The following is a 20,774-nucleotide window of genomic DNA, read 5'->3' on the forward strand; positions in this document are numbered from 1 at the left end:
ACGAAAGGGGATTACGGGATCAGGATACGCGATATGCGAAAGATCGTCAGCGCCGCCTGCGGCATATGGATGGCCGCGACGGCGGTTGCCGCGGCCGACCCGGTGGTGGTGGTCGAGCTTTACACCTCGCAGGGTTGCTCCTCATGCCCGCCGGCCGATGAATTCGTGGCGATGCTGGCGTCAAATCCCGAGATTCTGCCCCTGGCGCTGCATGTCGACTACTGGGATTACATTGGCTGGGCGGACAAGTTCGCGCAGTCCAAATTCACCGACCGCCAGAGGGCTTATGCCAAGGCGATCGGCAGCCGCACGATCTATACCCCGCAGCTGATCATCGGGGGCTCGGATCGGATCGAGGGCTTCGCGCCGGAGGAGACAGCGGCCCGGCTTCGGGCGCATCTCGAAGCAGGCTCGACCGTGAAGCTTACGGTCACCCGTGAAGGCGACAAGCTGGTGATCCGGGCCGAGGCTGATCCGCCGTTGACCGAACCCGCGCGTGTGCAGCTGGTGCGCTATGAACCCGAAGAGACGGTGACGATCGAGCGGGGCGAGAATGCCGGCAAGACGATCACCTACACGAATATCGTGACATCGTGGGAGCGGGTCGGCGATTGGGGCGGGCAGGCGCCGCTGGAGCTGACCGCGCCCTATACCGGCGATGAGCCGGGTGCGGTGATCGTGCAGACCGAGGGCCCGAAAGCGATTCTTGCGGCTGTACGCGTCGACTGATCCGGGCTTAGCTGTCCTTGCCCTTCCAGCGGCGGTGAATCCAGAACCACTGGTCGAGATGGCCGCGCACCAGCGCCTCCAGGCTGTCGTTCAAGGCCTGGGTCATGGCTTCCGGCGTATTGTGCGGAATGGGTGCTTCGACGATGATGTCGAAGGAAAGCCCGTCCGGCCCGCGGATCGCATAGGTCGGGACCAGAAGTGCGTTGTACTTCAACGCAAGCTCCGCCGCCGAAAGTGCTGTCAGTGCCTGTTCGCCGAAAAAGGTCAGCGGCTCGCCGTGGCCCATGTGCTGGTCGACGAGCAGGCCAAGCATCCCACCCGACTTGAGGTGCCGCACCATGTTGGCCATCCCGGCCCGGCCACGCGGGAAAAGCGGCGTGCCGATCCCGGAAATCGCCGCGACGTAGTGTTCGTTGAAATAGCGGTTCGCCATCGGCATATAAAGCGCCCCGACCCGGTAGCCCCTTGCGATCAGCGCCGCGCGGGAAGCGTCGTAGTTCCCGAAATGGCCGGTCACCAGGATCACCGGACGGCCGTCGCGGTGCGCCTCTTCCAGCGCCGCCACGCCGCCGCCGGTCAAGGGGTGGCTGACAGCATGGGCGATGAATTCGGGACCGGAGTAGATCTCGATCACCGTGCGGCCGACGTTGTCGGGGACGGCGCGGGCGATGCGCTCGACCTCGGCCGACGGCAGATCGGGCAGGACAAGCGCCAGGTTGTCGCGAACACGTTGCCGGTAGCCAGCCAAGGGCGCAACCAGCCGCGAAATGACCCAACCACACAGCGGCACCCGCACACGATAGGGCAAGCGCAGCAAGAGCCAGATCAACGCGCGCAGCGCGCGGTCCTGCAGCCAGTGGCGAAGGGTGAAGGGTGGAGTGTCGGCCATTCTCTCAGGCTTTAGGGGGTCTCAGGCTTTGCGGGCGGCTTGGTTTTCGCGGTGCCAGACATAGAGACCTGCGCCCACGATCACAAGCGCGCCAATCACTGTCCAGCGGTCGGGCCATTGGTCATAAAGGACAGCGCCCCAGAAGGTAGCGAACACGATGCCCAGATAGGCGAAAGGGGCCACGACCGAGGCTTCGGTGATCGAGAAGCTGCGGATGATGCAAAGCTGCGCCCCGGTGCCGAGACACCCGACCAGCGCAAAGAGCAACAGGTCAGCCCCCGAGATCGGGGTCCACACGAAGGGCAGCGCCAGCGCAGAGACGGCGGTACCGAAGATCGAGGCATGAAGAAGCGAGGTCCAGACCGGCTCCCTTGGGCCGATGTAACGGGTCAGAAGCGCATTGCCGGTATAGGCGACGGCTGCTCCAAGCGGCAAAAGCGCCCAGGGCGAGAAGACGCCAGAGCCGGGCCGGATGATGATCAGCGCGCCGATAAGGGCGACGACAACCCCGGCAAGGCGGCGGGGTCCAAGGCGTTCACCAAGGAAGAGGGCCGCGCCAAGGGTGATCAGAACGGGGTTTATGTCGGTCAGCGCGGTTGCTTCGGCCAGGCCGATATGGCCGAGCGAGAGGAAGAAGAGCCCCGTCGCCGCCAGCTGGCAGGCCGACCGGGAAAGGTGCAGCCAGGGGTAGTCCGTCCGCAGAACCATTGGCGCGCGGCGGTTCAACAGGACCAGGACCACCAGAAGCTGCCCCGCGAACCGCGCCCAGACCACCTGAGGCGCCGGATAGCGGCTGATCAGGCCCTTGGCGGTCGCGTCCATGGCCGTGAAGAAGAAAATCGCGAGGATCATCAGAAGGATGCCGCGCGTGACGGTGGGGGAGGGGGCGGGCTGCATTTCGTGGGACGCTAGTGCGGCCGGGCAGGTGCCGCAAGTGGCTAAGGGCTCCGGATGGGCCTGGGCGCACTCATCCCGGGGTAATGAGTGCCTTACTTAGCGGCAAGGGCTGCCAGTGCTATGCGGTTGCTCATTAGGCCATGAATTTGAAGGAGTAAGTAGATGAAGAACTGTGCAATGACGATTGTGCTCTGTGCTCTTGCCGGACCAGTGATCGCCGGTGGGCCTGTCATCGTAGATCCCGAACCGCCGGTTGTCGTCGCCACAGCGGCCCCGGACTTCGACTGGACCGGGTTCTATGCCGGTCTCAGCGTGACAAGCGGATCGGTGAGTGACGGAGACGACTTCGACACCTCGGGCTTCGGCGCGCAGGTCGGCTATCTGCGCGATTTCGGAACCTTCGTGGTTGGCGGTGAACTGGCCTTCTCCGCTGCCGATCTGGACGACGCGCCAACCTCGATCGACGCGACACGGCTGAAGCTGATCGGCGGATATGGTTCCGGACGGTTCATGCCTTATGCCTTCGTCGGTCTTTCGGACATCAAGATCAGCGGTGGCGGCGCGTCGATCTCTGACACGGCGACGAACTTCGGTCTTGGGGCGCGCTATGCCTTCGGCACGGATGGCCGGTTTGTCGCAGGCCTGGAATACATCGTCGAAGACAAGAACAACTTCGACAATTCTGGTTTTGACCTCGATCGTGACGAGTTTTCTTTGCGGTTCGACTATCGGTTCTGACCGCAGTCCAACCACAAACGGCGGCGCGGTCACCCTCACCGCGCCGCTTGTTTCACTCCTCCTCCGGCTGGATCAGCGTGATCTCCCGCGTCGTTTCCAGCGTCCGGATCGCGTTGATGATTGCGTTCATCGCCTCTTCGGCGTCCTTTTCCTTCACCTTGCCCCGCGCACCCATTTCCTCACGCAACCCTTGCGCCAGGCGCTGGGAGATATTGGCGAGGATGAACTCCGCCGCTTCCTCCAGCCCCGGTTTGCCCATCGCTGCGGCCAGTGCGGTGACAAGCTGCGGCTGTTCCACCAGACGGGTGATCTTTGGCGTATCGCGAGGGTTCAGACGGGCCGGGATATGGACGAAGGTGAAGATCGCCCGGCGCACCTCGGCGGCGAAGGCCGCATCCTCGGCCTCCAGCCCCTGCAGAACGTCGTCCCGTGTCAGCGCTGGTGAGACGTTCAGGATCGCCCCCACCCGTTCGACCGGACCCTGGTCGAAGGCCTTGGGGGGCTGGTTGTCAAGTTCGGCCAGAAGGGCTGCGCCGATGCGGCGGACGGTTTCGGGGTCGACATTCCCGGTCATCGACACCGCATAGGCCACGCGCCGGGCCCGTTCACCGGGAAGCTTGCCCAGAAGCTCTGCCGCGCGGCCCACGGGCAGTTTCGACAGCATCACCGCCCCGACCTCGACCGCTTCATTGGTCAGGATCGGCAAAAGACGGTCCGGCGGCAGCGCCATGATCCGCTCCCACGGGTCGATCTTGGACGAGGTCGAGGACATGCGGCGCAGGCGCTGGGCGGCAGATTGCGAGATGTGCCCGTCCATCATCGACAAGGCACCTTCGACCCCCCCAGGGAAGGCCAGACCGACGCATTCAAGTTCGGACAGGAATTCGGCCACCACCTCATCAAGCGTGGCACGGTCGATCAGCCGCATCTGACCCATCTGCTCGGCCAGGGCGGCCTGCATGTGCTCGGGCAATGTGGCGATCGGCAGCGAGCGACCTTCGGTCAGCAGATAGCGGACGATCACCGCCGCCTTCTGCCGGGGCGTCAGAACCTTGCGGGGAAGTGCGCCGGGCGCAAGCGCCACAGCGCGGCGGTCCGGCATGATCCGGGCAAAGGGCACCATATCCTGGGGCATCGGGTCCTCATCGATTCCTGATGAGGGAACCCTTGCAGCCCCAGGTTAACGCCAGCTTGACCGATCAGGCCTAGCTTGTGGGATTTTCGACGCAGGTGCCTTTTTCTGTATCCCAGGTCGTTCCCGCGATGCAGCTGGCGGCGGTTTCTTCCATTTTGTCGCCCTTGCAGCTGGCAAAGGCGAAGCTGGGCAGAAGCGTGATGGCGAGAACGGCAAGTGTTGCGGCTGTCTTCATCGGTCATTCTCCCTGGTTTCAGAAGGTGTAGGTCACTCCGGTCGTAATAGCATTCGAAAGCGATGTTTCAGCCCAGGTACCGGCGCCACCATGGGCACGGATTTCGGTCAGCTGGGCTTCGGCCAGTTCAAGTTCGTTCATCTGCACAAGCAGCTGACCATAGTAACTACGCGCGAGGATGTTCGCCGGATCAATCGCGATGGCACGTTCGTAGGCGGCGATCCCTTTTTCGACGTGGCCGGTCTGGCGCAGAAGGAAGCCCTGGTAGGTCATCACCCGGCTCGTCTCACCCTCGGTCATCGTCGCAAGGATATGCATCGCTTCGTCGTAGCGCCCGGCATATGCCAGTTCACGAACCGCGCCGAAGCGCTGGTCGTCGTTCAGGCTTTGCTCCTCGGCCTTGATGCAAAGCTGCGTTTTCTCGTCCCAAACCTCGCCCTCGGCGCACTCAGTCGTGGTTTCGGTCGGCTTCGGCGGCTCTTCGTCGTTGCTTCCGGCCGCGAGGCTCAGCTGCGGCACGAACGCCAGAAGGGTGGCAAGGATCAAGCGCATGGGAAGACCTCATCGAAGGAAGATTTCAGCAAGGGTAACATAAACCGGTCCGGTCGGGCTCCGACAAGTGGCCACAGGGCAATCACGCTTGCGTCATGCCACTGCGAGCTGCCTGCAAGTCTGCCCCGTCTCAGGCAGTATCGGACGGAACGCCCAAAAAATGGGCGTCAGGTCCGTCCTGGCTATTGCCTGGGCTGGTAGATGCAAGCTGTGCGTCGAAGGGCCGATGGCAGGCTCAGGCGGACTCGGTCTCTTTCTTGTCATCCGCGTCGTCCTCGTCCTCTTCCTCATCCTCGGCTTCTTCGTCTTCGAACGTCGACCAGCTCATCTGAAACTCAAGCTCGACCTCGCCGTCCTCACGTTCGTGCGCGACCGAAAACAGCGCCTCGGCCGGGACCGTGACATCCTCGCCGTCGACGTTGATCGTAAAGGTTTCGCCGCTTTCCAGCGCATCCGCCAGTCGGCGCAGTTCGGCGACGAAGCTTGAAACTTCGTGGATGACTTCGGTGTCGCGATCTTCGGTCATGGAACGCTCCTGGGGCTGGGGGGAAAGGTTCCAGCAGCACACCCGAAATGCGCGACGTTGCCGTGACGCATTTGTTGCGTCCGGGATTCAATCGGGCAACAGGCGGGGATTCGGGGTCAGGCGCGGACGCAATCCCGGCCCGTAAAGGATTCTAGCCGCCGAAGACGCGGGCGAAGATCGTGTCGACGTGCTTGGTATGGTACCCAAGGTCGAACTTCTCTTCGATCTCGGCGGGGCTTAGGGCTGCGGTGACCTCGGGGTCGGCCAGAAGCTCGGTCTTGAAGTCCGCGCCCTTCTCCCAGACCTTCATCGCGTTCCGCTGCACCAGGCGGTAGGCATCCTCACGGCTGACGCCTGCCTGGGTCAGTGCCAGAAGCACACGCTGGCTCATCACCAGGCCTTTGAACTTGTTCATGTTCTTCAGCATGTTCTCGGGGTAGACCACCAGCTTTTCCACCACCCCGGCCAGCCGGTGCAGCGCGAAATCGAGCGTAATGGTCGCATCCGGCCCGATCATCCGCTCGACCGAAGAATGCGAGATGTCGCGCTCATGCCAAAGCGCCACATTCTCCAGCGCCGGGACCACCGCCATCCGCACCAGCCGCGCCAGACCCGTCAGGTTCTCGGTCAGGACCGGGTTCCGCTTGTGCGGCATCGCGGACGAGCCCTTCTGGCCGGGAGAAAAGAACTCCTCGGCCTCCAGCACCTCGGTCCGCTGCATGTGGCGGATTTCGGTAGCGACGTTTTCGATACTTGAGGCAATCACACCCAGAGTCGCAAAGAACATCGCATGCCGGTCGCGGGGGATGACTTGGGTGCTGATCGGCTCGGGGGTCAGACCCAGCTGCGCACAGACATGCTCTTCCACACGGGGATCGATGTTGGCAAAGGTCCCGACCGCCCCGGATATCGCTCCCGTCGCCACTTCGGCCCGCGCAGCGACCAGCCGGGTCCGGTTCCGCGCCATTTCGGCGTAGAAGCGGGCGAAGGTCAGGCCCATGGTCGTCGGTTCGGCATGGATGCCATGGCTGCGGCCGATGCGGACCGTGTCCTTGTGCTCATGGGCGCGCGTCTTCAGGGCGGCCAGCACCCGGTCAAGGCCCTTCAGAAGCAGGTCCGAAGCGCGGGCCAGCTGGATGCTCAGCGTGGTGTCGAGCACGTCCGACGACGTCATCCCCTGATGCACGAACCGCGCTTCGTCGTTGCCGATGATTTCCGCCAGATGGGTCAGGAAGGCGATCACGTCATGCTTCGTCACCGCTTCGATCTCGTCGATCCGCGAGACGTCGAACTCCGCATCCTTCGCCCGCCAGACGGCCTCGGCATTGGCCTTCGGAATCACGCCCAAGGCCGCCTGTGCGTCACAGGCATGGGCCTCGATCTCGAACCAGATCTTGAAACGGGTTTCCGGGGACCAGATCGCCACCATCTCGGGGCGGGAATAGCGCGGGATCATCTTGGACCTTAGGGCAGGGGTTTCGCGCCCCCTTACGCCGCGAGGGGCGGGGGCGCAAGCGCGCCCTGCAGGCCGGGTGCTGTCATGCAATCAACCCGGCCACGCCAAGAAGAGTGATGACCGTGAAAGCAATCCAGTGCGGCAGGATGCGCAGCGTTCCAAGGCGAGAGAGGCTATAGACGACAAAGAGTACCGCGGTCGATGCGGAGAGGGCCAGCGGCAGGGCGGCAAGGGGAAGGGCAAGCTCTGGGCGAAAGGCCGCGGCGACAAGCGCAAGACCCCCGAACAGCATCATCGCGGTGGTGATGTGCCAGACGACCGACCAGATCGCCTTTGCGGGCTCTGGCCAATGCGAGGCCACCATCGGGCGATGGATTTCGCGGCCGCCAAGGAAGATGTGGACAAGGTTCAAAAGCAGCATCGCAGTGCCGGATGCCAGAAGCCAGGCGTTCATTTTGCGTCCTTTCCATACGGGTGCGTATGGGATAGCCGCGCGGCTGGACCTTGTCCATACGGGTGCGTATGTTTGTCGCATGAGCGGGACCGAACAGAAGCGCAAGCTGGCGCGCCAGGACTGGATTCTGGCCGGTCTGCGCGCGCTCGTGAAGGGCGGCATCGCAGCCGTGAAAGTCGAGCCTCTGGCCCGCGCCATTGGTGCCACGAAAGGCTCGTTCTACTGGCATTTCAACGATCTCGCCGATCTTCATCAGGCAATGCTTGAACTTTGGGAAGAGCTTGCGACCAAGGCCATCACTGCGGCCGTGAAGGGCTCGGGGCTCGATGGGCGGGGCCAGTTGATGCTTCTGATCGACACGATCTCGGTCCGCCCCGGTGACGTCTACGGCGGGGTCGAGGTCGAACCGGCGCTGCGCGACTGGGGCCGGACCGATCTGCGGGCGCGGGCTGTTGTGGAACGGGTGGACCGTCAACGGCTGCAGGACCTGCAGGATTTCCTGCGCGCGGCGGGCGTCACAGTTGCCGAACTGGAGACAAAGGCGCACCTCATTTATGCCGCAGTAATCGGCTTTGAAAACCTCCGATTGACGACGAATGCCGAAATGGGCCCGGTCTTGCGGACCCTGGTGGCGGAACTCGTAGACGGTAGGTAATAAGCGCGCCGGAAGGCGATGCTTGGCAGGACGGTGGCAATGGACGGCGAAGGCGCCAACTGGCAGAAACTGATCGGCGTGGCGCTCTTTCTGGCGATCATCTCGCTGATGGGCGGCTATCTCGGCTGGCTGCATCCCTTGGGCGATTCGCTGGCGGTCGGTCGCGGGATCGCCGCGGTGGCCGTGCTGATCCTCGCGGTCGCGGCCAGCTTTGCCGGGCTGCGGATGGCAGCTTTCGCAGCGCTTCTTCTGGCGATGCTCACGGGCGGGCAGGTGCTTCTGGCCTACGCCTGGCCAGGGCCGCCGGGCCAGTATCTCGTCTACCAGAAGAACATGCTTTTCCGGAACAATGACCTCGCAGCACTGGAAGCCGACATCCGCGCGGCGGATCCGGCCATCGTGACGCTGCAAGAGGTGTCCGAACCCAATCTCGCGCTGCTGGCAAATCTCAAGGACAGCTATCCCCAGCAACTCGTCTGCCCCGGTCGCACGGTCGGCGGCCCGGCGGTCCTGACCAACCTCTCGGTGGTCCCGGGGACCGAGTTCTGCGGCCCCGGGCTTGCCGCGCTGCAGGTCGCGGCTGGAAAAGACCGGTTCTGGGTGGTTTCGCTCCATCTCAGCTGGCCCTGGCCCTACAACCAGGCCAAGCAGGTCGAGCTTATCCTGCCGGTGCTCGACAAGCTGAAGGGTCCCGCGGTTTTGGCGGGCGATTTCAACATGGTCCGCTGGGCGACGTCGGTAAAGCGGCTATCGGACATTCTGGAGGTCCGCCCGACAGGCCCGACGCTTGGCACCTACGTCGGCTGGTCAGACTGGTTCCGCCTGCCCATCGACCATGTCTTTGCCACCCGCAGCGGCCGGGTCGTGCCGCGCGGGGCGCATGGGTCGGATCATCTGGGGCTTCTGGCCGAAGTGGCGCTTTAGGGCCATCGCGGGGCCTTGACTGGCGCGCCTCGCCGCTGCCACCTGGCCTTGCGATGTCCCGTCAGGTTCCGCCCATGCGCGCGCTTTTGCTGTCCCTCCTCCTGGCAACCCCAGCCCTCGCCGAGGACTGGCGGCTTCTCGACGACGCAGGGATCACCGCGGCCCTGACAGCACGCGTCCTTCGCTATGAAGACGGAGCCGAGCAGAACTTCTTCGACGACGGCCGGACCCTCTACCAGGCCGGAGCGGGCGAAAGCTGGGGAAAATGGTGGGTCGCAGACGGCAAGTACTGCGAAGCCTGGATACGCGCTGACAGTTTCGCGTGTTACGCGGTTGAGGCGAAGGGTCTCGACATCCTTTTCGTCGGCCCGGGCCTCTTGCTTGACAAGAGAGGCGGCCGCTACGTCGACCTCTAACGCTACCCCATCAGCCGTTCATCAAACGGATACGTCGTCAGGTTCTCGCACCCCGTCTCGGTGATCAGCACCTGATCCTCCAGCTTGATCGAGAACTCCCCGCCCTCCGGCGAAACCAGTGCCTCGACGCAGAGCACCATCCCTGGTTCCAGCGCCGCATCGAAGGCGCCGGGCATCCAGCCGTCCGGATAGTGCACGTAGGGCCACTCGTCACAAAGCCCCACGCCATGCATCTTGCAGCTGTACTTCTGCGCCCAATACTCCGGGGCCAGCTGGTGCCCGCCGAAGACCAGCTCCTCGACCGTCACCCCCGGTTTCAGGCGGGCCTGATGGTCGCGGATATGGTCAAGCGCGTGGTGAAACGCCGAAATCATCGCGTTCGAGGGCCGCGTCTCGCCCAGCCACCAGGTCCGGCTGATGTCGATGCAAAAGCCGTAACAACCGATCAGATCGGTATCGAAGGCCACGATCTCCTCCGGCTGCACCACCCTCGGCCCGCATTCCTGAAACCACGGGTTGGTCCTCGGCCCCGAGGACAAAAGCCGCGTCTCGATCCACTCGCCTCCGCGCCGGATGTTCGCCGCATGAAGCTCGGCCCAGATCGCATCCTCCGAGACGCCGCCCTTCGGCACCTCCGCCCGCGCGAAGGCCTCCATCTCGGCAATCCCCGCCTCGCAGGCATGATGGGCGCAGCGCATCGCCAGAATCTCATCCGGCGTCTTCACCGCGCGCACCCGCTCCGTCACCTCCTCGCCCTCTTCGACGATGAAGCCCACCGCCTCCAGCGCCCTAAGCCCGTGGACCATGATCTTGTCCACCGCCAGCCGCCGGTTCCGCCCGGCATGTTCGCGCATCACCTCATCGACCTGGGCCGCAAAGCCCGCCGCCGCCGCCGCCCCGCGATCACCTGTCGAGTTGTAGAAGAACGTCGCCCCCGAGCGCAGCTCCTTCACCAGCGGGTTGAAGGTCACGAGGAAAGGCGAGTTCTTGTACTCCCACATCACCATATGCCCGTCGGCGCACAGCAGGCAGGCCCGGAACGGGTTGTGCGTGTTCCAAAGCTGCATGTTGGTGGTGTCGGTCGCATAGCGGATGTTCAGCGGGTCGAACATCAGAAGCCCGCCGTAGTCCCGCGCCACAAGCCCCGCCACCAGCTTCCGCCAGCGATCCTCCCGCATCCGCCCAAGGTCCGGCAGCTGCAAGCCAGCGGCCTCCCACTCCCGGAACGACAGTTGCGTCGGCCCGATTTCCACCCGGTCGTTGTCATTGGGCGTGCCATCGCCCAGCCGATCTTCGCGCGTGGGGTCGATCTTTCGGCGGTCGCGGTGGTAAGCGGCGTCGGTCATCTCGGCGGGGTCCCCTGGTCCACTCGCCAAAGCTTGTCCGGGCAAGCGGGGAAGTCATGCGCGTGGGCGACCGACGGTGTCGCCTTCAGGCCGCAAAGCCGATGGGGCCGCAGGGACTTACCTGCCGTTTAGTTCGCCGCCTGCGCTGCCCAAAAGTCCTGCTCAAGAATGGCCATGATCCAATCGTCATGCCATTCATCACCAACACGCGCGGATTCGCGCTCAATACCCTCCCGGACAAAGCCGCAAGCTTCGTAGCAGCGTATCGCGCGAAGGTTGTATGCTAGAACCCGCAGATCGACGCGGTGCAATCCAAGGGGGCCGAAGGCGTGTTGAAGAACAAGCTTGATGGCCTCCCGACCAATTCCGCGACCGAGGTGGCGCTCGTTGAAAAGCCCTATGGCCAGGCGCGCCCGGCGGTCTGTTTCATTGATGTTATTCAGGCTTACCCCTCCGACGACCCCTTCTTCGGTTTCGATGACCCAAGCGCATGGATGGGCTTCCAATTGTTGCAGCCAGTGTTCTGCATCTGCGCGCGCCATCTCTCTTGGCGTATCACCGACATAGCCATACATACGGCGTATCTCAGCTGAGAAACCATGCGCTATCCGCGCATCTATATCCTCGGGCAATGGTGCGCGGAGTTTCACGGTTCCAGGTTGATCGACCAATCTACGTGCTTTCAGGTTATGAGGCTCGGTCTGAGTCCAACACTGCGTCGGCACGAGGATGATCGCAATGCACTCAAACCAACTTCTCGCCAGACCCGACCGGGACAGCTCCCAAGCGTCTCTGTCCCTATCCGGACCAAAAACGCACTCGCTCGTCAGCCCCTGTGCGCTGCCGCCCTCGACGCGACAAGCTGATCCGCCTCGCGGCCCGAGAGCGGCTCCAGATGGTCGAACCCGGCGGTGAAGAACCCCACACCCAGGGTTTGCGAGCGCAGCTCGGTGATCATCCCGTCCAGCTCTCCCGCCGGGATCAGCGCCTGCACTTCGTCCCAGCCTTTCCAGCCGGCCTTGGTGTCAAAGCCCAGAAGCTGACCCCGCCGCGAAGTCACGATGCGCTGCGCCTTCGGCGTGAAGTCGGATGGCACCGAGACGATCACTTCCATCACCGGCTCCAGCAGCACCGGGCCGCAGCCGGGCAGGGCCTCTTGCATCGCTTTCGCCCCCGCCTTCTGGAACGCGAAGTCGGAACTGTCGACGTTGTGGTAGCTGCCGTCGAACAGCACGACCGAGACATCGACGACCGGAAAGCCCAGCGGCCCCTTGGCCAGCGCCGTCTCGACCCCCTTTTGAACCGCCGGGATGTACTGCTTCGGCACCACTCCGCCCGTGATCCGGTCCGAGAAGTGGAAGCCCTCGCCCCTCCCGCGCGGCGCGATTTCGACATGGATGTCGGCGAACTCACCATGCCCGCCGGACTGTTTCTTGTGCCTTGAGTGGTGGGTCGTGCCTTTGCCGATCGTTTCGCAATAAGAAACGGTTGGTTTGGCGGTTTTCACCGACAGCCCGGCCTCCGACTTCAGCCGTGACAGCGCGATGGCCAGGTGAATCTCGCCCTGGCCTTGCAACAGCGTCTCGCCCGTCTCGGCCTGGAACGTGGTCGACAGGGCAGGGTCCTCGTCGGTCAGCCGCGAGAGTGCCACCGAAAGCTTGGCCTCTTCGCTTGGATGCTCCGCCCGGATCGCCAGCGCCGCAAGGGCCGCAGGCGCCTCCGGCCAGTCCGCCGGGCGCTGGCTGGTCTCGCCGATCAGGATGTCTCCCGCCTTCACCTGCGCCATCCGGCCCAGCACCACGACCTCGCCCGCTTGCGCCACACCTTTCGGGGTGAACTTGCGCCCCATCGGCGAGGAGACCGACCCAACCCGATCAGGCCCAAGCGTCATCCCGTCCTTCACCTCACCGCGCCAGACACGCGCCAGGGCTGACCGCCCCGCTTGCCCGGCCTGGAAGCACTTCACCACCTGCGCCATCGGACTGCCATCCGGCAAACCCAGACGCGCCAGCGTCACCTCGGGGCCGGGACAATCGTGCCGGAGCGCCTTCCAAAGCCGCCGCACGCCGTTCTCATGCTCGGCCGCGCCGAACAGGACCGGGACCACCAGATCCTCCTGCAGATCGCGGGCCAGCGACGCATAGACCTGCTCGGGCGCAGGCGTGATGTCCGACAGCACCTGCTCCAGGATTTCATCGTCAAAATCGGCCAGCGCCTCGACCATCGCAGCCCTTGCTGCCCCCTCGTCGTCGCGCGCGGCCTCGGGGAGCGGGATCAGATCGGCGGGCTTCGACGGGTTCCACTTCCACGCCCGCTCCGACACGAGGTCGATCAGCCCCGTCACCTGCCCCTTGTCGTCGCGCAACGGGATCTCGCGCAAGGCGAGCGGACGGTCCGACACCCCCTGCAGGGCGTGGAGCGTCGCCCGCACATGCGCCTCGGGCGCGTCCATCCGGTTCACGAAGACCAGATGCGGGATGCGCCGGTCATCGAGGAAGTGCAGCAAGGGCGACAAAGCCACGGCCCGGTCCGGAAAGGGATCGGCGACCACCACCGCCACATCCGCCACCATCAGCGCCGCGCGGGTGTCCGACAGAAGCTCGACCGAGCCGGGGCAGTCGATCAGCGTCCAGTCCTCGTCCATGAACCGGCACTGCGCCGCCGACAGTTCCGTCGAAATGCCGCGCGCTCGGGCCTCGGGCGCACTGTCGCCCACGGTTGTGCGGTCCTTCAGGGTGCCGCGCCGGTCGGTTGTTCCGGCGGCATGGAGCAAGGCTTCGAACAGGGTCGTCTTGCCGCTCCCATGCGCGCCGACCAGCGCGGCGCATCGGATGCCGTGGTGTGCTTGGCTCATGTGGTCCCTCCCGAGGTCAGGGGCGGCCACGGAAGGCTGAGCGGATCGCAAAGTGCGGCCCGCTCACCCGGCCGCCAGTGCGGGGGCGCCGTTCTTGCGCCCTCTGCTCTCACACTAGCGCGAAACGCGGCCCTGTCGCGCGGAAATTCCGCCGCCAGGAAGCGGCAAAGACCCGCCGACCTGCAGTTGCCTTCCCCACCAAGACAGCTAGGGTCCCGGCCATGCAAGACCACCCCATCCTTCAGTCCCGCTTGCCGCATCTCGCCTGGGTCGACCCCCGCACCCGGCGCCTGCCCGGTATCCTGCCGGTTGAGGGGCAGGACTGGCTCCGCGTGGACGAAGCCTATGCCCCGCAGATGGCGCTCCGCGACCGCCTGATCGCCGAGCGGCCCGAGGTCGTCCACGCCCTCCTCCCCGAAGCCCGCCCCGCCGCCGCCGAGCTTTACGCCGCCACGCTCGACTGGCTGCGGACAGCCCAAGGCTTCGATGTCGGCACCGATACCATCCGCCGCCCCGATGGCGTCACCGTCCCCCTTGACCCCGACCAGCCGCTTCTGACCCTCGGTCGCCTAGTCCAGGAAGATCTCTGCCTCATGGAAACCGCGGGCGAGGAATACCGCCTGACCGGCGCGATCCTCTGCTTCCCTGCCAGCTGGACCCTCGCCCAGAAGATTGGCCGCCCGCTGACCGGCATCCATGACCCCGTGCCGATCTACGACCAGGACATCGCCCGGCGGGTGAACCGGCTTTTCGACGCGATCCGGCCCGAACAGCCGCTCTGGCGGATGAACTACCTGACCTACGACGATTTCGTCCTGCACCAGCCCCGCCGCGAAGGCGAAAAGCGCCCACGCCCCACCGACCACGTCTATATCCGCTCCGAACGGCAATGCCTTCTCAGGCTTCCCGTCACGAAAGCGGTGGTCTTCACCATCCATACCTATGTCGTCGACGCGAGCACCGTGACCCCCGAAGAACTCGGCGCCCTGCGAGAGGCGGTGCATTAGCCCATGAACGGACCTCATCAAACCGCTCCTCGAGCACTTCGTGCACTCCTCGCTACCGTCCCCCCCGACGAGTGCACGAAGTGCTCGAGGAGGCCCCGCCGGAGAAATGCGCCAGGCCCCATGGCGACAGAGCTTCTGCCCGATACGTTCTTGCTCCAGGAGACACCATGCCCGGACTGATCCGCCGCACACTCCTCCTCTCCGGCCTCGCTGCCGCTGCCGGAGGCATCGCGCTTTGGCGCTGGCGCGGTCCCGGCGCAAGGGACGTGGCCTACGGAGACGGCCCGCTGCAGGTGCTCGACATCACCTACCCCCGCGGGGTCGATGCCGCTCCGGTCCTGGTGATGATCCACGGCGGCGCCTTCCGCGCGGGCGACAAGTCCGACCTCGCGGTATGGCCCGAGCTTCTGGACGCCGGGATCGCGGTCGTGCGGGTCAACTATCGCCTTTCCAGCACCGATCGCTGGCCCGCGCAGAGCGAGGATTGCCTCTCTGCCATCGTGCATCTGCAACGTGAGGCGCCGGGGCTGGGCCTCGACCCGTCGCGGCTCGTGCTTCTCGGGCAGTCGGCGGGCGCCTTCCTTGCGGTCTCGACGGCGCTGAGCCTGGTCGAAGTGGGCCTGAAGCCCCGCGGTGTGGTCAGCCTTTACGGGCCGATGGACTTCTCGACCATGGATGAGGACATGGCAGCTTTGGGCCGGACGCCCGCGATGGGTGCGACCGATGCGGCGGCCAGCCCAGAAAGCCAGCTTCTCGGCTATCCGGTTGGCGAAAACCGGGCGATGGCGCGGGCGCTTGGGCCGATTGGCCGCCTGGACCAGCTCCGCGAACCCCTGCCGCCGATCCTTATCCGGCACGGCGATGCCGATCCGATGATCGCCGACCTCCAGGCCAAGCGCCTGCGCGAGGCCTGGCTCGCCGCCGATCCGCAGGCAGAGGTGGACTACAAGCTGGTAGAAGGCGCAGGCCACGGCGGCGAGGCGTTCGAGACGGGCGACGTCCGCGCCGATGTGCTGGCGTTCGTGACGAAGGCGCTTGGCTGATAGGTCGGTGCGGTCGTGTTGCGCCCAGAGCGTCTTGCCTGTTCACCGCATCGAAAGCATGGTCTCAGTGATTTCTGCTGCGCATTCCGATATGGAAAACTTGCTAGTATCTACAATGATACGGTCTTCGTCCCATGGTTCATACTCTCGCGCCATGACCTCGTCCCAACTTGGAACGATCAGCCCGCGGATATCGCTGGCGCGTGACTCAACCCGCTCGCGATGTACGCGTATGTCTTCGCAGACGACCTCGACGTTGACAAGGACAGCCTGTGCCTCGATTGCAATCGTCGCCCACATTTTCCGTGTGATTTCAATTGGGTTCACGGTGTCTACGATCACATCCGACCCAAGCAGCAAGTTGTCTTTCGCCAATGCTGCGAGGGCGAGATAGCCCGCATCTTCTGCCGGATGAATCTTCAGTATGCTGTTTTTCAGTGCTGCCTCGACAGAGTCGACACGCAGGAAAACAGCTTTGGTCCGCCTTGCCAGCTCGCGCGCCAAGGTGGTTTTGCCGACACCGGGCAAACCTGACAAGGAAATCAGTTTGGACATTGCAGTGGGGTATCATGCTGGTGCTGCGGCGGTCAATTGAACAGCCGCTCCGTCCCGCAAAGCGGACGGACCAAAGCCTGCCCCGATCAGTCGTCCGTGCCGATCTTCCGCAGGTCCTGGTACTTGGAATAGTAAAGCCAAAGCGACCGGCCGAGGCCATAGGGCAGGGCGGCGATCGCCGTGCCCCAGCCGATCACGTAGCCGATCATCTGTATGGCCATGGTCGCAACCGGCCCGGGAGGGGCGGGCGGTCCGTCGGGAAGACCGGAGCTTGGGCTGGCCTTCCAGCGCGCGCGACCTTTCGGGGGCGGTGGCGCGTTGTCCAGGTCTTCGCGGATTGAAGCCAGGGGGTCGTCCTCCGGCTGCATCGGCTCGGCCAGGACCACCGGCTCCGCCTCGGTGGGCTCTGCCTCCGCGGGCGGTGTTTCAGAAGCGGCCGGTGCCGGACCCTCGACGTCCCAGAGATGCGGCTCGATCTCGGTCACCAGCGCATTTCCGCGCTTGATGTCCGTATCGGCAGTGGCGCTTGCATGCGACAGGGTGGCGGCCACGTTCTTGATCCAGGCCGCGACCCGCAGATGCGAGGGCACAAACCGCGCCGCGCGGCCCAGTTTCTCCTCGGGTATGCGACCGGCTCCGTTCTTGACGTTCACGGCGACCCGGCGGGCGGTGCGGGCGGCCCAGGCGTGCATCGGCGCAACCGCTTCCCGCGACAGATACAGCGAGGCCCGCCCGAGGGCCCCGAAGTGGAACGGCGGGCGCTGCGCTCCCGTCGCCCAGATCTTGGGCTTGGGCTTCTCGACAAGTTCGACTTTTCTGCGCAGGGGAGTATTCGCCATTACGGACCCATCAGCCACCAGCTTGCAGCGCGACGTTAGCCTAGCGCTCCGCAGCCCGCAACAATCACCGGTTGTCAGGGGATTCCATCAGCTCTTTGGATCGCCGATGACCGAAGATAACGGCGCAACTGCGCTTTCGGGCAATCGTAAAGATCAGGTTAAGGGGCGTGACTCTTGTCAAGTAATTTCAATAATTTACCCGATCTGGGCACCGTGCCCCTCCAAACGAAAAGGGCGCCCGAAGGCGCCCTTTGGTCTGCCGGGCCGAGGGCCTCAGCAGGAGTAGTACATCTGGTACTCGACCGGGTGGGGGGTATGCTCGTAGGCATAGACCTCCTCCCACTTCAGCGCCATGTAGGCCTCCAGCTGGTCGCGGTCGAAGACATCGCCCGCCAGAAGGAAGTCCATGTCCTTCTCCAGCTCCTCCAGCGCCTCGCGAAGCGAACCGCAGACGGTCGGGATTTCGGCCAGTTCCTCGGGCGGGAGGTCATAGAGGTCCTTGTCCGAAGCCGGACCCGGATCGATCTTGTTCTTGATCCCGTCAAGGCCCGCCATCAGCAGGGCCGAGAACGCGAGATACGGGTTCGCCGACGGATCGGGGAAGCGGGCTTCCACACGCTTGGCCTTCGGGCTCTCGGTCCACGGAATACGGACGCAGCCCGACCGGTTGCGGGCGGAGTACGCCCGCAGCACCGGAGCCTCGAACCCGGGGATCAGACGCTTGTAGCTGTTGGTCCCAGGGTTGGTCAGGGCGTTCAGCGCCTTGGCGTGCTTCAGGATGCCGCCGATGAAGTAAAGCGCCTCCTGCGACAGGTCCGCATACTTGTCGCCTGCGAAAAGCGGCTTCCCGCCCTTCCAGACCGACATGTTGACGTGCATGCCCGACCCGTTGTCGCCCTTCATGGGCTTCGGCATGAAGGTCACGGTCTTGCCATAGGCGTGGGCCACGTTGTGGATCACGTACTTGTACTTCTGGATGTTGTCGGCCTGCTCGACCAGCCCACCGAAGATCATCCCCAGCTCGTGCTGGCAGGTCGCAACCTCGTGGTGATGCTTGTCGACCCGCATGCCCATGCGTTTCATGGTCGAGAGCATCTCGCCCCGGATGTCCTGGGCCTCATCCACCGGGTTCACCGGGAAGTAGCCGCCCTTGTGGCCCGCGCGGTGGCCATAGTTGCCGCCTTCGGTCACGGTGTCGGTGTTCCAGGCCGCAGCTTCGGCGTCGATCTCGTAAGCCACCTTGCGCGGCGTCACAGAATAGCGGACGTCGTCGAAGATGAAGAATTCAGCCTCGGGGCCGAAGTAGGCCGCATCACCGACGCCCGAAGACTTCAGATAAGCCTCCGCCTTCAGTGCGGTCTGACGCGGGCAGCGGGAGTAAGCCTCGCCCGTGTCCGGCTCGACCACGTTGCAATGCACGCACATGGTCTTTTCGGCATAGAACGGGTCGATATAGACCGAGGCCGCATCCGGGATCAGCTTCATGTCGGACTGGTCGATCGACTTCCAGCCCGCGATCGACGAGCCGTCGAACATGAAGCCTTCCTCGAAGAAATCCTCATCCACCAGGTCGGAGACCAGCGTCACGTGCTGGAGCTTGCCCTTGGGGTCGGTGAAACGGATGTCGACGTACTCGACCTCCTCGTCCTTGATCAGTTTCAGAGCCTTTGCAACGGCGCTCATCATGCTGCCTTTCGGTTTTTCAGGTTTCGCTTTGGGTTTGTCTTTGGCCATTTGGAACTCGTGCTGGAAAGGTCAGATCGCGTCGTCGCCGGTTTCGCCCGTGCGAATGCGGATTGCCTGTTCGATGGGGTAGACGAAAATCTTGCCGTCGCCGATCTTGTCGGTGCGGGCGGCGGTGACGATAGCCTGGACGGCCGCGTCAACCATGTCGTCGGCGAGCACGACCTCGATCTTCACCTTGGGCAGGAAGTCGACGACGTACTCGGCACCGCGGTAAAGCTCGGTATGGCCTTTCTGCCGCCCGAAGCCCTTGACCTCAGTGACCGAAAGACCCTGGATACCGGCTTCCTGAAGCGCCTCCTTCACCTCATCAAGCTTGAACGGCTTGATGATTGCTTCGACTTTCTTCATTAGGCCGACTCCCCCGGTTCCGTCTCCGCCCCTCTCACCACTTCCCCGCACGGGGGACAATGTGACAGGGTTTTCCTGCGTGGCGTGGCAGGGGGATTCCTTGCGAGCCGCCTATTTTTTGTGCAAAGCGCCTTTCTGATGGGCGTTATGAAAACATGACGGTGAGAAAATGACCGAACTCCTGACCGCCGCACAGATGCGGGCCATCGAAGAGGCGGCAATCGCCTCGGGCGAAGTGACCGGCCTGGAGCTGATGGAGCGCGCCGGGCGGGGCGTGGTCGAGGCGATCTTCGAGGAATGGCCGGAGCTGCGGGCGACCTCGCACCGGGCGGTCGTCCTCTGCGGGCCGGGCAACAACGGCGGCGACGGGTTCGTGGTCGCGCGGCTTCTGAAGGAGTGGGGCTGGGAGGTGGAGGTCTTCCTCTACGGCGACCCCGAGAAGCTCCCGCCGGACGCGCGGGTGAATTATGAGCGGTGGCGGGAGATGGGGGAGGTGGAGAGTTTCACCTCTGAAAAATGCTCGGATGCGCTTTTCGAGAACGACCCGCCAAATCTCGTCATTGATGCATTATTTGGCACAGGCCTGACCCGCCCGCCGCCTAGTGAGATCATGGACTTCATGGATGCACTCCATAAAGCGCAACTGCATCGCGGGACTTCCTCACTACCATATTGCGTTTCGGTTGATTTGCCGTCCGGTATTTGTTCCGACAGCGGAAAGCCCCTTCTCGACGCGGTTACGGCAGATTTGACGACAACGTTTCATCGCGAAAAGATCGGGCACATGTTGAACGCAGGTCCGGCCTGTTCGGGTCGATTGAAGGTCTGTAACATCGGTCTGGATGTTCCCGAGAAGGAAGGATTTGAAAGCTACGCGGGCGCTGTGTTTTTTACCGATATCTCGCCATCCGACATTTCAAAATTGCATCGGTACGCCCGCGAACCCCACAAGTATTCCCACGGCCACGCCCTCATCCTCTCCGGCCCTCCTGGTCGAGGCGGCGCTGCCCGCCTTTCCGCCCGTGGAGCACTCCGCATCGGCGCAGGCCTGGTGACGGTCGGCTGTCCGCATGAGGCGCTGCCCGAGAACGCCGCGCGGCTGGATGCGGTGATGCTGGTGCCGGTTCACAACGGCAAGGAGTTGTCGGCAATCCTGTCGGATGCCCGGATCAACACGCTTTGCCTAGGGCCGGGGATGGGCACCGGAGCGCGGGAGGCGGGGTTGGTGGCGGTGGCTTTGAGCCTTCCCGCCCGAAGCGGCCCCCCACCCCCATCCCCTCCCCACAGGGGGGAGGGGGGCCGCTTGGATCACGGCGCAGCGCAGGACGATGCAGCGCTTCCCCTCCCCCCTGTGGGGAGGGGAGAGGGGAGGGGGGCTGTCCGAAGGCTCGTCCTCGACGCCGACGCGCTGACGATCCTCTCCCAAACCC

The 20,774-nt window shown here is 64.2% G+C and carries 23 protein-coding genes; 8 read left to right on the top strand and 15 right to left on the bottom strand.

Features of this window, described 5'->3' with window-relative positions:
* Window positions 1-33: 33 nt before the first annotated feature.
* Window positions 34-729 carry a DUF1223 domain-containing protein gene (locus tag ACRCSW_RS22540; RefSeq protein WP_438707891.1) on the top strand — a complete coding sequence of 232 codons (696 nt, stop codon included), beginning with the start codon at window positions 34-36 and terminating at the stop codon, window positions 727-729.
* Between the two features lie 7 nt (window positions 730-736).
* Here the strand turns inward: ACRCSW_RS22540 and ACRCSW_RS22545 are convergent, their stop codons facing one another.
* Window positions 737-1,618, bottom strand: coding sequence for a lysophospholipid acyltransferase family protein (locus tag ACRCSW_RS22545; RefSeq protein ID WP_438707892.1), 882 nt, complete (start codon window positions 1,616-1,618; stop codon window positions 737-739).
* 21 nt (window positions 1,619-1,639) lie between these two features.
* Complete coding sequence (locus ACRCSW_RS22550; RefSeq protein ID WP_438707893.1) at window positions 1,640-2,515, bottom strand: DMT family transporter; 876 nt, start codon at window positions 2,513-2,515, stop codon at window positions 1,640-1,642.
* 162 nt (window positions 2,516-2,677) lie between these two features.
* Here ACRCSW_RS22550 and ACRCSW_RS22555 point away from each other — a divergent pair, with 162 nt between their 5' ends.
* Window positions 2,678-3,253: an outer membrane protein gene (locus ACRCSW_RS22555; protein ID WP_438707894.1), complete on the top strand. Its 576-nt coding sequence runs from the start codon at window positions 2,678-2,680 to the stop codon at window positions 3,251-3,253.
* 52 nt (window positions 3,254-3,305) lie between these two features.
* On the opposite strand, the gene ACRCSW_RS22560 is transcribed toward ACRCSW_RS22555, so the two are convergent.
* The 6 genes from ACRCSW_RS22560 to ACRCSW_RS22585 all read right to left on the bottom strand — a co-directional run bounded on the left by ACRCSW_RS22560 (window position 3,306) and on the right by ACRCSW_RS22585 (window position 7,611).
* On the bottom strand, window positions 3,306-4,388 hold the full coding sequence (locus ACRCSW_RS22560) for a FliG C-terminal domain-containing protein (protein ID WP_438707895.1): 1,083 nt from the start codon (window positions 4,386-4,388) through the stop codon (window positions 3,306-3,308).
* Between the two features lie 70 nt (window positions 4,389-4,458).
* Window positions 4,459-4,623 carry a hypothetical protein gene (locus ACRCSW_RS22565; RefSeq protein ID WP_438707896.1) on the bottom strand — a complete coding sequence of 55 codons (165 nt, stop codon included), beginning with the start codon at window positions 4,621-4,623 and terminating at the stop codon, window positions 4,459-4,461.
* 18 nt (window positions 4,624-4,641) lie between these two features.
* Complete coding sequence (locus tag ACRCSW_RS22570; protein ID WP_438707897.1) at window positions 4,642-5,175, bottom strand: tetratricopeptide repeat protein; 534 nt, start codon at window positions 5,173-5,175, stop codon at window positions 4,642-4,644.
* A gap of 235 nt (window positions 5,176-5,410) precedes the next feature.
* Window positions 5,411-5,701, bottom strand: coding sequence for an amphi-Trp domain-containing protein (locus ACRCSW_RS22575; RefSeq protein ID WP_438707898.1), 291 nt, complete (start codon window positions 5,699-5,701; stop codon window positions 5,411-5,413).
* 151 nt (window positions 5,702-5,852) lie between these two features.
* The gene (gene purB / locus ACRCSW_RS22580; protein ID WP_438707899.1) at window positions 5,853-7,157 is read right to left on the bottom strand and encodes an adenylosuccinate lyase; all 1,305 of its coding nucleotides are present in this window, start codon (window positions 7,155-7,157) and stop codon (window positions 5,853-5,855) included.
* Window positions 7,158-7,239: 82 nt separating this feature from the next.
* Complete coding sequence (locus ACRCSW_RS22585; RefSeq protein WP_438707900.1) at window positions 7,240-7,611, bottom strand: hypothetical protein; 372 nt, start codon at window positions 7,609-7,611, stop codon at window positions 7,240-7,242.
* Between the two features lie 79 nt (window positions 7,612-7,690).
* On the opposite strand from ACRCSW_RS22585, the gene ACRCSW_RS22590 reads away from it, so the two are divergent.
* From ACRCSW_RS22590 to ACRCSW_RS22600, 3 genes are all read left to right on the top strand, one after another.
* Window positions 7,691-8,266 carry a TetR/AcrR family transcriptional regulator gene (locus tag ACRCSW_RS22590; RefSeq protein ID WP_438707901.1) on the top strand — a complete coding sequence of 192 codons (576 nt, stop codon included), beginning with the start codon at window positions 7,691-7,693 and terminating at the stop codon, window positions 8,264-8,266.
* 39 nt (window positions 8,267-8,305) lie between these two features.
* On the top strand, window positions 8,306-9,190 hold the full coding sequence (locus ACRCSW_RS22595) for an endonuclease/exonuclease/phosphatase family protein (RefSeq protein ID WP_438707902.1): 885 nt from the start codon (window positions 8,306-8,308) through the stop codon (window positions 9,188-9,190).
* 74 nt (window positions 9,191-9,264) lie between these two features.
* Window positions 9,265-9,606, top strand: coding sequence for a hypothetical protein (locus tag ACRCSW_RS22600; protein ID WP_438707903.1), 342 nt, complete (start codon window positions 9,265-9,267; stop codon window positions 9,604-9,606).
* Window positions 9,607-9,608: 2 nt separating this feature from the next.
* On the opposite strand, the gene dddP is transcribed toward ACRCSW_RS22600, so the two are convergent.
* The 3 genes from dddP to ACRCSW_RS22615 form a co-directional block, all read right to left on the bottom strand.
* Window positions 9,609-10,952, bottom strand: coding sequence for a dimethylsulfonioproprionate lyase DddP (gene dddP, locus ACRCSW_RS22605; protein ID WP_438707904.1), 1,344 nt, complete (start codon window positions 10,950-10,952; stop codon window positions 9,609-9,611).
* A gap of 128 nt (window positions 10,953-11,080) precedes the next feature.
* The gene (locus ACRCSW_RS22610) at window positions 11,081-11,677 is read right to left on the bottom strand and encodes a GNAT family N-acetyltransferase (RefSeq protein WP_438707905.1); all 597 of its coding nucleotides are present in this window, start codon (window positions 11,675-11,677) and stop codon (window positions 11,081-11,083) included.
* A gap of 101 nt (window positions 11,678-11,778) precedes the next feature.
* On the bottom strand, window positions 11,779-13,806 hold the full coding sequence (locus tag ACRCSW_RS22615) for an elongation factor G (RefSeq protein ID WP_438707906.1): 2,028 nt from the start codon (window positions 13,804-13,806) through the stop codon (window positions 11,779-11,781).
* Between the two features lie 221 nt (window positions 13,807-14,027).
* Here ACRCSW_RS22615 and ACRCSW_RS22620 point away from each other — a divergent pair, with 221 nt between their 5' ends.
* Both ACRCSW_RS22620 and ACRCSW_RS22625 read left to right on the top strand, forming a co-directional pair.
* A complete protein-coding gene (locus ACRCSW_RS22620; RefSeq protein ID WP_438707907.1) occupies window positions 14,028-14,813 on the top strand; it encodes a heme-dependent oxidative N-demethylase family protein in 786 nt (261 codons plus the stop codon).
* A gap of 167 nt (window positions 14,814-14,980) precedes the next feature.
* A complete protein-coding gene (locus tag ACRCSW_RS22625) occupies window positions 14,981-15,856 on the top strand; it encodes an alpha/beta fold hydrolase (protein ID WP_438707908.1) in 876 nt (291 codons plus the stop codon).
* A 42-nt stretch (window positions 15,857-15,898) separates the two neighbouring features.
* On the opposite strand, the gene ACRCSW_RS22630 is transcribed toward ACRCSW_RS22625, so the two are convergent.
* The 4 genes from ACRCSW_RS22630 to ACRCSW_RS22645 form a co-directional block, all read right to left on the bottom strand.
* Window positions 15,899-16,411 (bottom strand): AAA family ATPase, encoded by a 513-nt coding sequence (locus tag ACRCSW_RS22630; protein WP_438707909.1) that lies wholly within the window; start codon window positions 16,409-16,411, stop codon window positions 15,899-15,901.
* Between the two features lie 86 nt (window positions 16,412-16,497).
* Window positions 16,498-17,250, bottom strand: coding sequence for a hypothetical protein (locus tag ACRCSW_RS22635; protein ID WP_438707910.1), 753 nt, complete (start codon window positions 17,248-17,250; stop codon window positions 16,498-16,500).
* A 273-nt stretch (window positions 17,251-17,523) separates the two neighbouring features.
* The gene (gene glnA, locus ACRCSW_RS22640; protein ID WP_438707913.1) at window positions 17,524-18,933 is read right to left on the bottom strand and encodes a type I glutamate--ammonia ligase; all 1,410 of its coding nucleotides are present in this window, start codon (window positions 18,931-18,933) and stop codon (window positions 17,524-17,526) included.
* Window positions 18,934-19,005: 72 nt separating this feature from the next.
* A complete protein-coding gene (locus ACRCSW_RS22645) occupies window positions 19,006-19,344 on the bottom strand; it encodes a P-II family nitrogen regulator (protein WP_438707911.1) in 339 nt (112 codons plus the stop codon).
* Between the two features lie 169 nt (window positions 19,345-19,513).
* Between ACRCSW_RS22645 and ACRCSW_RS22650 the strand changes: the two genes are divergently transcribed.
* The coding region (locus ACRCSW_RS22650) for an NAD(P)H-hydrate epimerase (RefSeq protein ID WP_438707912.1) at window positions 19,514-20,774 on the top strand (1,261 nt) is incomplete at its 3' end.

Origin of the sequence: Tabrizicola sp. (assembly GCF_051645465.1) — a bacterium.
Lineage (GTDB): Bacteria > Pseudomonadota > Alphaproteobacteria > Rhodobacterales > Rhodobacteraceae > Tabrizicola.

What these genes read in the sequence shown, in the direction of transcription:
- ACRCSW_RS22600 (WP_438707903.1), top strand. Translation starts at nt 9,265, where the DNA reads ATGCGCGCGCTTTTGCTGTCCCTCCTCCTGGCAACCCCAGCCCTCGCC.
- ACRCSW_RS22625 (WP_438707908.1), top strand. Translation starts at nt 14,981, where the DNA reads ATGCCCGGACTGATCCGCCGCACACTCCTCCTCTCCGGCCTCGCTGCC.
- ACRCSW_RS22635 (WP_438707910.1), bottom strand. Translation starts at nt 17,250, where the DNA reads ATGGCGAATACTCCCCTGCGCAGAAAAGTCGAACTTGTCGAGAAGCCC.
- ACRCSW_RS22585 (WP_438707900.1), bottom strand. Translation starts at nt 7,611, where the DNA reads ATGAACGCCTGGCTTCTGGCATCCGGCACTGCGATGCTGCTTTTGAAC.
- purB (WP_438707899.1), bottom strand. Translation starts at nt 7,157, where the DNA reads ATGATCCCGCGCTATTCCCGCCCCGAGATGGTGGCGATCTGGTCCCCG.
- ACRCSW_RS22560 (WP_438707895.1), bottom strand. Translation starts at nt 4,388, where the DNA reads ATGCCCCAGGATATGGTGCCCTTTGCCCGGATCATGCCGGACCGCCGC.
- ACRCSW_RS22550 (WP_438707893.1), bottom strand. Translation starts at nt 2,515, where the DNA reads ATGCAGCCCGCCCCCTCCCCCACCGTCACGCGCGGCATCCTTCTGATG.
- ACRCSW_RS22540 (WP_438707891.1), top strand. Translation starts at nt 34, where the DNA reads ATGCGAAAGATCGTCAGCGCCGCCTGCGGCATATGGATGGCCGCGACG.
- ACRCSW_RS22570 (WP_438707897.1), bottom strand. Translation starts at nt 5,175, where the DNA reads ATGCGCTTGATCCTTGCCACCCTTCTGGCGTTCGTGCCGCAGCTGAGC.
- ACRCSW_RS22630 (WP_438707909.1), bottom strand. Translation starts at nt 16,411, where the DNA reads ATGTCCAAACTGATTTCCTTGTCAGGTTTGCCCGGTGTCGGCAAAACC.
- ACRCSW_RS22620 (WP_438707907.1), top strand. Translation starts at nt 14,028, where the DNA reads ATGCAAGACCACCCCATCCTTCAGTCCCGCTTGCCGCATCTCGCCTGG.
- ACRCSW_RS22565 (WP_438707896.1), bottom strand. Translation starts at nt 4,623, where the DNA reads ATGAAGACAGCCGCAACACTTGCCGTTCTCGCCATCACGCTTCTGCCC.
- ACRCSW_RS22575 (WP_438707898.1), bottom strand. Translation starts at nt 5,701, where the DNA reads ATGACCGAAGATCGCGACACCGAAGTCATCCACGAAGTTTCAAGCTTC.
- ACRCSW_RS22555 (WP_438707894.1), top strand. Translation starts at nt 2,678, where the DNA reads ATGAAGAACTGTGCAATGACGATTGTGCTCTGTGCTCTTGCCGGACCA.
- dddP (WP_438707904.1), bottom strand. Translation starts at nt 10,952, where the DNA reads ATGACCGACGCCGCTTACCACCGCGACCGCCGAAAGATCGACCCCACG.
- ACRCSW_RS22615 (WP_438707906.1), bottom strand. Translation starts at nt 13,806, where the DNA reads ATGAGCCAAGCACACCACGGCATCCGATGCGCCGCGCTGGTCGGCGCG.
- glnA (WP_438707913.1), bottom strand. Translation starts at nt 18,933, where the DNA reads ATGAGCGCCGTTGCAAAGGCTCTGAAACTGATCAAGGACGAGGAGGTC.
- ACRCSW_RS22590 (WP_438707901.1), top strand. Translation starts at nt 7,691, where the DNA reads ATGAGCGGGACCGAACAGAAGCGCAAGCTGGCGCGCCAGGACTGGATT.
- ACRCSW_RS22595 (WP_438707902.1), top strand. Translation starts at nt 8,306, where the DNA reads ATGGACGGCGAAGGCGCCAACTGGCAGAAACTGATCGGCGTGGCGCTC.
- ACRCSW_RS22645 (WP_438707911.1), bottom strand. Translation starts at nt 19,344, where the DNA reads ATGAAGAAAGTCGAAGCAATCATCAAGCCGTTCAAGCTTGATGAGGTG.
- ACRCSW_RS22545 (WP_438707892.1), bottom strand. Translation starts at nt 1,618, where the DNA reads ATGGCCGACACTCCACCCTTCACCCTTCGCCACTGGCTGCAGGACCGC.